Origin of the sequence: Shewanella sp. SM21, from assembly GCF_025654335.1 — a bacterium.
GTDB classification, from domain to species: Bacteria; Pseudomonadota; Gammaproteobacteria; order Enterobacterales; family Shewanellaceae; genus Shewanella; species Shewanella oncorhynchi.
Window position 1 is genome coordinate 209,355 of sequence record NZ_JAKKRL010000001.1, and the last position, 12,450, is coordinate 221,804.

General features: G+C 45.6%; 11 protein-coding genes. 4 read left to right on the forward strand and 7 right to left on the reverse strand.

The annotated features are described in order from the left end of the window. Window positions 1-4: 4 nt before the first annotated feature. Together xni and L5L94_RS00840 are read left to right on the forward strand one after the other, a co-directional pair. Window positions 5-811: a flap endonuclease Xni gene (gene xni, locus L5L94_RS00835; RefSeq protein ID WP_263160739.1), complete on the forward strand. Its 807-nt coding sequence runs from the start codon at window positions 5-7 to the stop codon at window positions 809-811. Window positions 812-921: 110 nt separating this feature from the next. Further along, complete coding sequence (locus tag L5L94_RS00840; protein ID WP_263160741.1) at window positions 922-1,350, forward strand: DUF3192 domain-containing protein; 429 nt, start codon at window positions 922-924, stop codon at window positions 1,348-1,350. 99 nt (window positions 1,351-1,449) lie between these two features. On the opposite strand, the gene L5L94_RS00845 is transcribed toward L5L94_RS00840, so the two are convergent. Next, window positions 1,450-4,284 (reverse strand): prolyl oligopeptidase family serine peptidase, encoded by a 2,835-nt coding sequence (locus L5L94_RS00845; protein WP_263160743.1) that lies wholly within the window; start codon window positions 4,282-4,284, stop codon window positions 1,450-1,452. A 254-nt stretch (window positions 4,285-4,538) separates the two neighbouring features. On the opposite strand from L5L94_RS00845, the gene L5L94_RS00850 reads away from it, so the two are divergent. Then, on the forward strand, window positions 4,539-5,546 hold the full coding sequence (locus L5L94_RS00850) for an isocitrate dehydrogenase (RefSeq protein WP_113941031.1): 1,008 nt from the start codon (window positions 4,539-4,541) through the stop codon (window positions 5,544-5,546). A gap of 220 nt (window positions 5,547-5,766) precedes the next feature. Here the strand turns inward: L5L94_RS00850 and rlmM are convergent, their stop codons facing one another. The 4 genes from rlmM to L5L94_RS00870 all read right to left on the reverse strand — a co-directional run bounded on the left by rlmM (window position 5,767) and on the right by L5L94_RS00870 (window position 9,017). Continuing rightward, a complete protein-coding gene (rlmM, locus tag L5L94_RS00855; RefSeq protein ID WP_011846285.1) occupies window positions 5,767-6,852 on the reverse strand; it encodes a 23S rRNA (cytidine(2498)-2'-O)-methyltransferase RlmM in 1,086 nt (361 codons plus the stop codon). A 177-nt stretch (window positions 6,853-7,029) separates the two neighbouring features. Beyond that, entirely contained in the window at window positions 7,030-7,422 is a 393-nt protein-coding gene (locus L5L94_RS00860; RefSeq protein WP_011918954.1) for a DUF423 domain-containing protein, read from the reverse strand. A gap of 28 nt (window positions 7,423-7,450) precedes the next feature. Beyond that, entirely contained in the window at window positions 7,451-8,125 is a 675-nt protein-coding gene (locus tag L5L94_RS00865; RefSeq protein ID WP_263160745.1) for an alpha/beta family hydrolase, read from the reverse strand. Beyond that, window positions 8,106-9,017, reverse strand: coding sequence for a transcriptional regulator GcvA (locus tag L5L94_RS00870; protein WP_105249769.1), 912 nt, complete (start codon window positions 9,015-9,017; stop codon window positions 8,106-8,108). The genes L5L94_RS00865 and L5L94_RS00870 overlap by 20 nt, the downstream gene beginning before the upstream one ends. Before the next feature lie 227 nt (window positions 9,018-9,244). Here L5L94_RS00870 and L5L94_RS00875 point away from each other — a divergent pair, with 227 nt between their 5' ends. Continuing rightward, entirely contained in the window at window positions 9,245-9,481 is a 237-nt protein-coding gene (locus L5L94_RS00875) for a hypothetical protein (RefSeq protein WP_198572079.1), read from the forward strand. A 135-nt stretch (window positions 9,482-9,616) separates the two neighbouring features. Here L5L94_RS00875 and thiI read toward each other — a convergent pair whose 3' ends face one another. Beyond that, window positions 9,617-11,071, reverse strand: a complete 1,455-nt coding sequence (thiI, locus tag L5L94_RS00880) for a tRNA uracil 4-sulfurtransferase ThiI (protein ID WP_028760687.1) — start codon at window positions 11,069-11,071, stop codon at window positions 9,617-9,619. A gap of 450 nt (window positions 11,072-11,521) precedes the next feature. Then, window positions 11,522-12,448 carry a flagellar motor protein MotB gene (locus L5L94_RS00885; RefSeq protein ID WP_113941028.1) on the reverse strand — a complete coding sequence of 309 codons (927 nt, stop codon included), beginning with the start codon at window positions 12,446-12,448 and terminating at the stop codon, window positions 11,522-11,524. Window positions 12,449-12,450 lie beyond the last annotated feature (2 nt).

Sequence of the window (12,450 nt, forward strand, 5' to 3'; positions counted from 1 at the left end):
CCCCATGAACAAGTTTTTAATCATCGATGGTCTCAACTTGGTTCGCCGCATCTATGCGGCGATCCCCGATGAATCCGATATGCAAAGCCTCACAGAGCGCGTCAGTTTGGCGTGCACTAAACTGCTGCGTGTGCATCGCCCAACCCATGTAGCTATCGTGTGGGATGGGGATGAAGTCTCATGGCGTAAACAGCTTTACCCCGATTATAAGAAAGGCCGTAAACCTATGCCGGAGCCGCTGGCAAAAGGCCTTGCTGCGCTGCAAGATCACTTAACCATGATGAACATTAGCTCTATTTATGCGGCGGCTGAAGCTGATGATGTGATTGCCACTCTAGCGATAAAAACCGCCAAAGCGCAGGGTGAAGCCATTATAGTGTCCACCGACAAAGGTTTTAGTCAGCTTAATCATCGCCAAATCAGCCAGTGGGATCACTTTAATCAGCAGTACTTAGATATCGCTGCATTGGAACAAAAACTCGGTGTCGAACGCAGTCAATTTCTCGACTTGATGGCATTAGCGGGCGACAGCGGTAATAAAATTCCTGGTATTGCGGGCATAGGCCCTAAATCAGCCGCCGAATTATTGAAAACCTTTAGAAGCTTACCAACCTTGTTTTCATCGCTATCTAACTTAGGCGCTAAACAAGCCAAAAAACTTGCCGAAGGTAAGGAGATGGCAAGACTCAGCTATAAGCTCGCACAGTTACAAACAGACCTGCCACTCAATATTAATTTAAAAGATTTTCGCGTGATGAACTCCTTGCCTGATAATAACTGCCTGCCTGAAAACCCAATCAATCCAGCCTAAACATCTGTTAATATAAAGTTGCAATTAACGCATTTACCTTAGAACAACAAAAGCGTATTTTATGGACGTAATAACGTGACTCATTTAATGAGGTAAAGGAATAACTGTAAATGAAATCAAAAGTTTCGGTAATCATCGGTAGCATTTTCGCCGCCTACGTCGCCTTTGTCGCTGTGGTGGTACTCGTTTATGAACCTACGCCAGATGACATGAGTTGGGAGGACCGACAGTCCTATAACAGCCAAAAAATGAACGAGTTAGCGCTAGGGCAAAATATCGTTTCAGTAAAACAGTTACTAGGTAAAGCTGACTTTTCAGAGGCCAAAGCCGTAAAAGAAACCAAGCTACAGGTGCTCTTTTATCGCACTCACCATGAAAAATCAGACGGTGTAACCACGAAAGAGGAATGTACCCCACTTATTTTTGAAAATGATCAATTGATTGCTTGGGGCCAAGATACCTATAAGCAATATCTCGATGCAGATGCAGATACTGACACAGCCCTCAGCTCTGCCCAAGAGACATTAACCAGTAAATAAATACGACTGACAGTTAAATAAAAACGCCACCGAATCGGTGGCGTTTTTATTTTGACAATCAACGAATTGACTCAGTTGTAAAACAACTAAACCAATTGCCTATTCATCATCGGCCTTATACTCGACATAGGCTTCACCTTTGCTGAGCCATTCTGGCGCGGGTTTTCCCTTCAGATAATGGTCGAAATATTGCATCATGCGAATGCTGTAATCGAGCTTGTTCGGGTACTTTTTCAAGTGATGCGGCTCATCCTCGTATTGTAAGAACACCACCTCTTTACCCGCACGGCGCATGGCTAAGTACATTTCAACACCTTGTTCCCAAGGCACTGCATCGTCCTTATCACCAAACATGATCATCAAAGGCGTTTGAATACGGTCAGCATAAAATACTGGCGAGTTTTCAATATACTTTTGCGGCGCGGCAAACAAACTTGCGCCAATACGACTCTGTCCGGTTTCATATTGGAACTGACGCGCAATACCTGTGCCGTGGCGAATACCGCTATAGGCACTGGTCATGTTCGATACTGGAGCACCTGCAACCGCCGCCTTAAACATCTTAGTTTGAGTAATGGCAAACGCCGTTTGATAGCCACTCCAAGAATGACCTTGCAAACCAATAGCATCGGGATCAGCAATGCCTATCTCAATCAGCTTTTGCACGCCAGACGTGAGCGCTTGTACTGAACTCGCCCCTGGGTAACCAATTTCAAAGCGAATGTCCGGTAGGAACACCGCATAGCCATTATTGATGTACCAAGCAAAGTTAGGTCTGTGGTTAATGTTCATCTGCGGGAAGGCATGCAGTCTATCCGTCATAAAGCGATAGTAATAAACCAGTACAGGATAGCGCTTACCCGCTTGATAATTCGTCGGCTTGATCAGCACGCCATCTAACGGTTTACCATCGCCATTTGTCCAGTGAACTAACTCGGATTGGCTCCAGTTAAAGGCTTGACGCTGCTTATCTAAATCGGTTTGCTTAACTGCATTTTGCGGTGCGCTATAGCTGGCCGTATACAAGTCAGGGAATAAGTCAAAACGTTCCTTAGAAAACACGATAGTATCGGCGTCTTTACTGCGTCCCAATACTGTCAGCTTATACTCACCTTGCATCAACGTCTTCACGCCTGCTTCACCCAAGGTGGCTTGATAAAAACCATCGGCCTTGGTTTTATCACTATAACCGTGGAGTAAAACCGTAGCGTTATAGGCAAGCTCTGTCGGCTCATCGGGATTATCGACTAAGCCCTCAAGCCGATATTGAATTTTCTGAGTGCGCCCTTTACCTGCGGTTAAGGCAAAACCCGCCTTAGATTCGGTATTAAACTGCCAAACATCGTATTTGTCGTAAACCAAGAAACCCGCATCATTTTTAAGCCAAGGACCAAAACCATATCCTGGAGCGCTGGATGGATAATCGTGGTCTTCATCGGCAAAACTGACCTTTAGGGATTTTGTGAGATTAGTACGACGATCCTGAGCAATATCATAGAGATACACATTACCTTGCTGATAATAAGCCACATACTTGCCATTTCCCGACAGCGTAGGCTCGGCATCACTCGGCTGTTGTGTCAAAAATGGCACTTTACTGCCAGTATTAATATCGACCAGATAATAATCTTGGTAGAACCCTGCCCAAGTTGCCATCTTGCGATAGGGCAAATCTGAACTGGCCAACATAAAACGTTTATGTTGTGAAATCGTCACATCTGGAACAGTTTTATCGCCAAGCTGCACCACGTTATTTGAGCCTAAATGCAATACCGCAAGGTAAGTGCGTTTTTGCTCATCCTCATATTGCTTGATTTCATTAGGCTTAATACGAGGATCATCCCCATGCCACACCTTAAGCCCACGCTGTCCGGTGACAATATTTGTATCGAACAGGTCTTTTTCTTCGGTGATCTTCTGCAAACTGAGCAGCTGACTCACCTCAGGTACGCGGCCAAAGAACAGCCGTTCGCTATCCAATGAGAAGCTTAAACTTGTGTAGCGATTAAGTTTCCACTCGGGTGACTCAGGGGGGGTACTGATTTTGCCAGACTGCAAATCGACCAGCGATAACTGATAGCTGCGGCCATAAGGTAACTCGCTGTCTTTGCCCTGCGTAAATGCAAGCCAACGACCATTTTTAGCCAGCGCTAACGCACCAATCTGTTGGCTAAGCGAATCAAAGGCAACGGTTTTTTTGTGAGTGTTTAAATCGACTAACTGCAATTGATGTTGCTTATTGGTGATATCGTTCACTGCCAGCGCGAGTCTACGGCTTGCCTTATCAAAAACATAGTCAGTAACCTGCTCGACATCAATTCGCTTTGTTTGGTCTTCTAAACTGAGCAACGTAAAACGTCGACCTTGGTCAAACTTATCGACCTTTGGCTTATCAATATTCGCAGGGCTTTGTGTGCCTGCTTCAGCGAGTTTTTCGGTCGTTTTAGGCTCAGCCTCTTTTTTGGACTCTTCATCAGCCTCAAACCAAATCGCCAGATGCTTACCGTCATCACTGAACACAAATTCCTTCACACGCTCGAAGCGAGTTTGCGTGCCAGTTTGAGTATCGAGCAACACCATGTCGGACTTAAGTTTTTTCTTCGCCTTGGCATCACTCGTCTCACGCGTAAGCAAACTCGGTTTAACCACCACAGCCACATAACGACCATCATGGTTCACCAAGGGAGCTGACCCCCCCGAGATTTGATAGCTTTGCTGCGACAGGACATTTTTCACAATGACGTGACTATCCCCGCGATCGGGCGCAGACTCGACCGCGATGACTTGCCCCTTGTCTGCAATAACCGGCTTTTCAAGGGATTCAAAATGCATAATGTCTGTTAGGGTGAGCGGTTTAGTGCTGGTTTCAGCCTGCACTGCTGGCAATATTCCAAGGGATAACAAAACCAGAGATGTGATAGGGATTAACTTCAATGTCTTCCTCTTTTATATATTTGTTAGACTAAAGTAGACTTTTTTAACCATTGGCTCTCCATCATGGTGAGAACCCAGTATTTTTACAAGTTATACCACATAAAAAATCGTGATATTGCTCACTATTTCCTGTGAAGTTTGACCAAAGATGGTTAAAATAATAGGCAGAAAAAATACCAAATTCATAGTCCTGCTATCCAGTTAGCACTGGGGCAGACAATTGCAGTAACGACGAACCGTGGAAGGACTTCTCCATGTCAAAAAGAACGATAACCGTAATTCCAGGTGATGGAATTGGCCCAAGTATTATTGATTCAGCCTTAAAAATTCTTGATAAAGCGGGCTGTGATTTTGAATATGAATTTGCCGATGCCGGCCTGACTGCACTTGAAAAGCAAGGCGAGTTACTGCCAGCACGCACTTTAGAACTCATCGAAAAAAACCGTATCACGCTGAAAGGGCCGCTGACGACTCCCGTTGGTGAAGGCTTTACTTCTATCAACGTAACCTTGCGTAAGAAATTCGGTCTGTATGCTAACGTACGCCCAGTACTGTCTTTCAAAGGTACCCAAGCCCGTTACGAAAATATCGATATCATCACAGTACGTGAAAACACCGAAGGCATGTATTCTGGCCATGGTCAAAAAGTGTCTGAAGATGGTTTAACGGCAGAAGCGACCAGTATCGTCACTCGCCAAGGTGCTGAGCAAATCGCCACTTTCGCCTACGAACTAGCTCGCAAAGAAAACCGTAAGAAAGTCACTATCGTGCACAAAGCTAACATCATGAAGTCAACGTCAGGCCTGTTCCTGAAAGTGGCCCGCGAAGTGAGCCTACGTTACCCAGACATCAAGACAGAAGAAATGATCGTCGATGCAACGTGCATGAAGTTAGTGATGAACCCAGAAAACTTCGATGTGATCGTGACGACTAACCTGTTCGGTGACATTTTATCGGATCTGTGTGCCGGTTTAGTAGGTGGTTTAGGTATGGCACCTGGCGCAAACATTGGCCGTGATGCTGCAATTTTCGAAGCCGTTCACGGTAGTGCGCCTGATATCGCTGGCAAAAACCTCGCAAACCCAACCTCAGTAATTTTAGCGTCTATCCAAATGCTGGAATACTTAGGTATGGCTGACAAAGCTGAGCAAATCCGTAAAGCGGTATCTGCAGTGATCGAAGAAGGCGACCGTACGACTCGCGATTTAGGCGGCACTCACGGCACGACTGACTTCACGCAAGCGGTGCTTGAGCGTCTGTGATCTCAATGCTAAGCGCGTTTAAGACGAGCCTATAACGCGCTTGTTCAAGCAAAAGCTTAAAAGAAGCAAGCGCTTGAAACTCAAATGAGTAAACACAAAAAAGCCCCAAAGTTTCCTTTGGGGCTTTTTGTTATCTAGCTTTTAAACCTGCGTGGCTTTAAACCCGCATGACTATTACCATTCTAGCGACAACAAGATCACCGCAGGGTTAGCGCAGCAATTAATTCCACGCGGTATTAGGACGTAGCCATAAATGCACTGTCACTTCATCACGGTCGTGATAAAGATGCTTACACTGCACTTTAAAATCCGTCACACCATTCTCTTTAAGAATCGTCTGCATGGTCTCAAGAATGGCTGTCACTTCTTTATAGCGGCTCTTCATCGGTAATTTAAGGTTAAAAATCGCTTCCTTAAACCAACCGTTAATCGCCCAAGCTTCAATCAGTTCGGCAACACGCGCAGGTTTCTCAACCATGTCGCACACCAGCCAATAGATATTTTTACGTTGCGGTTCGAAACGGAAACCGTCTTCACGGTAATGTTTCACTTGGCCCGTTTCCATCAGTTTTTCATCCATAGGGCCATTATCAACTGCCGACACAAACATGCCGCGACGCACCAGTTGATAAGTCCAGCCACCAGGGCAAGCGCCCAAATCCACTGAGTTCATGCCACTGCGAATACGCTCTTCTTGCTCTTCCTTAGGCACGAATTGGCCAAAGGCTTCGTCGAGTTTCAGACTAGAACGACTCGGTGCATCCGCCGCCATTTTAAGGCGTGGAATGCCCATAAAATGTGGCGAACTGTTATTGCTATAGGAATAACCCACATAGGCACGGCCGGGGCCAATAAAACACACGTGGATAATCGGACGTTTGGGATTTTCCTGCGCGAGCAAGCTACCCGATTTTTTCAAATGCTGGCGTAAAGGCACAGTGAACTTACGGCAAAAAGCCGAGAGCTCTTTCGCTTCGTTAGTGTCAGGTGTTTCAACCCGCACTTCACCCGCTTTGCTGACGTCACTGAGCGCCGCAACGATTGGGCTTATTCTGTCATTTTCAGGCAAGTCGACTAACAAGTCGCTAGCAGCAAACATCTGGCGGGCGAAAATGAGCGAATCCAAAGGTAATTGTTTGACTAACGTATCGGCAGCATCGTCTTCAAAACATTGGTATACAACATAAGCGTCGTTATTGTTGGCCTTAACAAAGCCACCCACATTGAGCTCACCGGCTCGCTGTTGGATTTCTGCAGCGCATTCTTTTTCAAAGCCTGCGCGGCAAAATAAAAATAGGTTTTTCATGGGGATCCCTGAGAAATCCAAGCCAAAGCATTGGCTGACTATCGATTTGGGCGCCAGTATACCAATTTCAATCCACAAATGCCCTATTTGCCTACTGCTGAACCTTGAATTGCGATTAGAGAAATAAAAAAGGCTTAGGTGCACCCTAAGCCTGTTAACTCACATAAGCATTAGTGATTAAGACTCATGACCGTCGATAACTTTGTGACGCCATACCGCGGCGGCAAATAATAACCAACCGAGTAAAAAACAACCACCACCCATAGGCGTAATAGGACCCAACCACTTAGTCCCAAACAAGGCGAGTCCATATAGTGAGCCCGAAAATAGTACTATGCCTGCGACAAAGAGATATGCCGACCAGTCGAGTAAACGCGAGGTTAACCATTGGCCCGAGAAGGCAACCATGATGAGAGCAAAGGTATGGTAGAAATGATATTGCACACCTAAGTTAAAGACTTCAATTAAGTTTGGTGGCGCGACCGCTTTTAAACCATGGGCACCAAAAGCCCCTAAGGCGACGGCTAAGAATCCGCTCACGGCGGCGAGTAACAATAAACCTTTACGCATTTAACGCTCCTGCTGGAATGGGATTAACTCATTCAACATTTATTCGCTCAACATCAAGCTCACGAATAAAATCACTTGATAAATCAATAGCACGTGCAAGGTTAGCGGCTTCACTGGTGCCTGACGACTTTCTTGGGACAAAACTATGATCGCCGTCGGTTATCCAAGCCAATCCTATCTCAGCTTTCAAGGGCCAGCTTGGGATCTGCGCTTTGCCACCAAACTTATCCCGCTCACCCTGTACGACTAATACTGGGACTTGGCATTCATTCAAAGGTTCCAATCTAGGCTCGCCGCCTTTGAGTGGCACAAAAGGATAACCTAAACAAATCACCCTATCGATGCGCGCCGCTAATGCAGGATCGCAGGCTAATAGGGCCGCCATACGACCGCCCATGGATTTCCCCATTAACACCACACGTTCAACTTGTGGTTGTGAGTGGGCGATATCGAGCATCTGTGTAAAACACGCGAGCAATTTAGGCGCACGGTCCGGTGGACGCCGTTTACCATCGACAGCATTCGCCTGCATATAAGGAAAATTAAAGCGCATCACTCGGAAGCCCTGAGCAACGAATCCCGCCGACATGGCCTGCATAAAATCAGAATCCATGTTAGCACCCGCACCGTGGGCCAATAAAATCAAAGTACTCGCAGGCTCCCCTTCTAATACATAACTCGGCTTATCCGGGCAACAACTCACTGCGAGACTCCTCGGCAAACATGTCTAACATCCATTCACGAAACGCCACCACTTTACCCAGCTCAGCATGGTTTTGCTGGCAAACTAAGTAATAAGCATCTTTACTGACCAAGACTTCTTGGAATGGGCATACAAGCCGCCCAGCTTTGATATCGGGGCGTGCCAGCACGCTGTAACCCAGAGCAACCCCTTGACCGTGGGCCGCCGCCTGCAATACCAAAGACGAATGACTGAAAATAGGTCCTTGATTCACATTAATATCGGTAATGCCACATTGCCTAAACCACGCCTGCCAATCGTGACGATTCATATCATGTAATAGCGTGTGATACTTTAAATCGCTCGGTTTTGAGAGTGGTTTAGGACCGTTGAGCAACATGGGCGAACACACGGGAATAAGCACTTCGTTTCTGAGCTTATCTGCACGTAGCCCGGGCCAATTACCTAAGCCATAATAAATAGCCACATCCACATCATCGGTTAATGAACTCGCTTCGGTATCAACGGCCTTAATTCGCACATCGATATCGGGATTTTTCTCACTGAATTTAGCCAAACGTGGCACTAGCCATTGAATCGCAAAACTGGGGGACATACTGACCGTCAGCGAACCAATCGCACTGCGGGCGAGTAATCTGTCGGTGGCATCGGCAAGCTGAATAAAGATATCTTTGATGTCGAGAAAATAGCTTTGCCCTTCTTCGGTTAATAGCAAAGAACGGTTCTTTCGACGAAATAATTTTAATCCGAGGAAATCTTCTAATGCTTTTATTTGATGGCTCACCGCAGCCTGTGTAACAAACAATTCTTCCGCTGCCCGCGTAAAGCTCAAATGCCGCGCGGCTGCCTCAAAAGCTTTAACCGCATTAAGCGGTGGTAATCGTCTCGACATAGTGATCTCAGTCTCGTTTTTTAATTAGTTTTTCTAATCCGTATTGTTACATTTAATCGTTTGTAAAGGCCAGCGTTTTTGGTTAAATTTTGCGCCAATGAAACAGCTTATCAACGAAACACCAATAGCGATGAAACATCCATAGCTATGAAATACCTAAGTTAGACAATCTCAAAGTTGGTGATGGGAATGTCTGACAGCGTTACTTTGTCAGCCCGGAGGCGACTATGTTCAATTTAAAATCGGCATTTGCGTTAATATTAGTCTCAGCACTCAGCTTTAATGCCAGTGCAAATGTACTCGTTGACGAAATCGTCATTGACACAAGCGACTTGCAAGCCAATATCACTGCAGATTTAACCGCTGCAATGAATAAAATGCACCAAGAAGTGCTGCAAGAAGCCACTCTGTTGATTGCCACTGACGATGTCACATCTCATCAGCAAGTCGTTAAAGCCGAATAACCTAAACGACACTTAAATTCAGGTCACCATCAGTAAGACCAAAGAAAAAGCCGCATTAATATGCGGCTTTTTTGTACTTGAATAGCAAATCAATCCCACTGACGATATACGGCAATGGGCAAGTTTTCGCCCGACTTATGGACGATACACTTTCACGTTCGTGTAGCCTTGCTCGATTAAATACAATGCCTGCAATTTACTCATCACCCCACGCTCACAATAGAGCAAATAAGTCTTTTGCTTATCGAGATCGGCAAACTGAGTCGCTAACTTGAAGAATGGGATACGCTTTATCTCAATACCTTCAATTTGCAGCGGTTTGCTTTCCTCTTCTTCAGGGGCTCGAATATCAATGACCACTTGGTTAGTATCGATACTGGCAACCGTTTCTGTCTCAGTAATCCGAGTATCCATTTGTTCTGCGATCTCCCTGATATCGATAGTGACAGATTGGGCGATGATCTGATCGATCAAATCCTCAGAGAACTTTTTCTCTTCCGCTTCAACCTTAGCTAATACCGCTTTTACCGTCGGCTTTTGCGAAATTACGCCGCAATATTCAGGCATTGATTTAGCAAAATCTTCGGTGCCGATTTTACGGCTCTCGTTGATAATGTCTTGCTTATCCATGGCGATTAAGGGACGTAGAATCAATAACTCAGTACAACGGTCGATGACGTTTAAGTTGGTCAGGGTCTGGCTAGACACTTGGCCTAAACTTTCACCGGTAACTAAGGCTTGAATGCCCATACGCTCGGCGATACGCGCCGCGGTACGCATCATCATGCGTTTCAATACAACGCCCATTTGACCGTTATCGATACGCTCTAAAATCTCAGCAACCACAGGCTCAAAAGGCACGGAGATAAACTTCACTTTATGGGATTCACCGTAGGTTTTCCACAGATGGTAAGCTACTTGTTTAACACCAATTTCGTGCTGTGCGCCGCCCAGATTGAAGAAGCAGTAGTGGGTACGAGCGCCTTTTTTGATAAATTGATAGCTAGAGACGCCAGAGTCAAAACCACCCGAAATCAAGGACAATACATCTTCCTGTGTTGCCATCGGAAAACCGCCTAGACCTTCAATACGCTTAGTCACCATATAAAGGTTATCGCGCTCAATCTCTAAATTAACAGTAATGTCCGGATTCTTTAAACGTACGCCCAGCGCATCGGTAAACTGGTTTAAGCCACCACCGACATAACGCTCAACTTCAATAGAATTAAAATCATGATCGCCAGTACGCTTTACTCGCACGCAGAAGGTTTTACCCGCGAGCTGGTCACGGTAAACAGGCAAGACTTGCTGATAAATATCATCAACAGATTCAAAGCTATACTCATCCACTTGCACTACGTGTGCAATGCCAGGAATACACGCCAGACGCTCACCGAAAGCTTGTGCCAATTCAGGCTTATCCTTTGGTACCATCACCATAATGCGGTCCCATTGACGCTGCACTTTTGCATCTTCGTCAACTTTTTTAAGCACATTACGGATGTTAGTTTCGAGCATTTTGGTGAAGCGCATGCGTACAGGCTTGCTCTTCATCATGATTTCTGGATACAGCTTTACAATAAACTTCATGGGATTTCCGCGGGCAATTTTAAAACAGCAAAATTGGTTAAAAGAATAATCGGGGGATTATATACCCAAGCAACCTAAAAAGGCGAGTTTCAGCGCACATAGCCAACAGCGACACAGGCCACATTTATGGCGTATTCATTGCGTATTAATGACTAAATCACGGCAGCTAATTAGGCTGAAATAATGTCACTAAAGCCTATTCGAATGGTGTGAATTGCCCTGCTTAAAATAAGTGATTTGAGATGAATCATTAACAATAAGTCGTTGAGGGATGGTTAAGGAAACTTAGGGATTACACACTCAATGTGATTAACGTAAAGCCCAAATGGATTTAAATCAACCACAGTGATTTGATGCATAACACGTTAACTAAAAGGGAAAAGTCCACATTAGCTCAATAAAAAAGCCGCAAGATTATTGCGGCTTTAGATTGGGAGAGTATCTAAACAATTAAGGCGAATTACCGATCTGAATTTCTTCAGACTCCTTCGCTTTACCTTGCTCAATAGCAATTTCAACCCTGCGGTTACGGGCACGATTTTCCGGAGAATCGTTAGGCACAATCGGATTGTTAGACGCCATACCAACCACTTTCATTCGATTAGAATCAAAGCCGCTGACCTGTACTAACTCATGGGCCACTGCCACGGCACGTTTGCTGGATAAATCCCAATTAGAACTATAGAGCTCATCGCTTATTTGCATATCATCCGTATAACCTGACACTGTGATGACACCTGGCACATCTTTTAACAATTCGCCGACTGAGCGCACCACAGGTTTAAATCGAGGCTGCAGGAAGCCTGAGCCAGAAGCAAATGACCCCTTCTCACGTATACGAATAATAATCTGCTGACCTAATGACTCAATTTCAATCGCTCCATCGGTGATCTCTTTATTGAGCTCCTGCGCCATCTTCTTCACTTGCTGATTGATCTTTTCTTGCGCCGCTGCCGCTTCCGCTTTAACCGCATCGGCAACTTCTTGCGCCGTAGCACTCGCTTCGCCACCCCGCTGAGAACCATTTTGCTGCTGCACGCCGCCCGCACTATCGTCTTCACCCGCTTGGAAATCCAATACAGGTTCAGTCATTTCATTCGTTTGCTGGTTAATGATTTCAATCGGAGTCGGATCGGGACGACCGGGTCTAAATTCTAAGGCAATGACAGAAGTCCCTTTCGGGATGTCTTTAACTTCCACCTTATTTTGCACACCAAAGGCATACTTCATTGAGCCCGCGATCTGCTTAAACTTCATCACGTCCATTTCAGAAAATGACAATAACAATACGAAGAAACACATCAACAGCGACATCAAGTCGGCAAATGTTGCCAACCAGAGCGGTGCTCCGGGCGGTGGACAATTGCACTTAGCCATGG

Bases quoted from the DNA above. Each gene is read 5' to 3' on its own strand.
- rlmM (WP_011846285.1), bottom strand. From the start codon at position 6,852: ATGAAAAACCTATTTTTATTTTGCCGCGCAGGCTTTGAAAAAGAATGC.
- L5L94_RS00850 (WP_113941031.1), top strand. From the start codon at position 4,539: ATGTCAAAAAGAACGATAACCGTAATTCCAGGTGATGGAATTGGCCCA.
- xni (WP_263160739.1), top strand. From the start codon at position 5: ATGAACAAGTTTTTAATCATCGATGGTCTCAACTTGGTTCGCCGCATC.
- L5L94_RS00860 (WP_011918954.1), bottom strand. From the start codon at position 7,422: ATGCGTAAAGGTTTATTGTTACTCGCCGCCGTGAGCGGATTCTTAGCC.
- thiI (WP_028760687.1), bottom strand. From the start codon at position 11,071: ATGAAGTTTATTGTAAAGCTGTATCCAGAAATCATGATGAAGAGCAAG.
- L5L94_RS00840 (WP_263160741.1), top strand. From the start codon at position 922: ATGAAATCAAAAGTTTCGGTAATCATCGGTAGCATTTTCGCCGCCTAC.
- L5L94_RS00885 (WP_113941028.1), bottom strand. From the start codon at position 12,448: ATGGCTAAGTGCAATTGTCCACCGCCCGGAGCACCGCTCTGGTTGGCA.
- L5L94_RS00875 (WP_198572079.1), top strand. From the start codon at position 9,245: ATGTTCAATTTAAAATCGGCATTTGCGTTAATATTAGTCTCAGCACTC.
- L5L94_RS00870 (WP_105249769.1), bottom strand. From the start codon at position 9,017: ATGTCGAGACGATTACCACCGCTTAATGCGGTTAAAGCTTTTGAGGCA.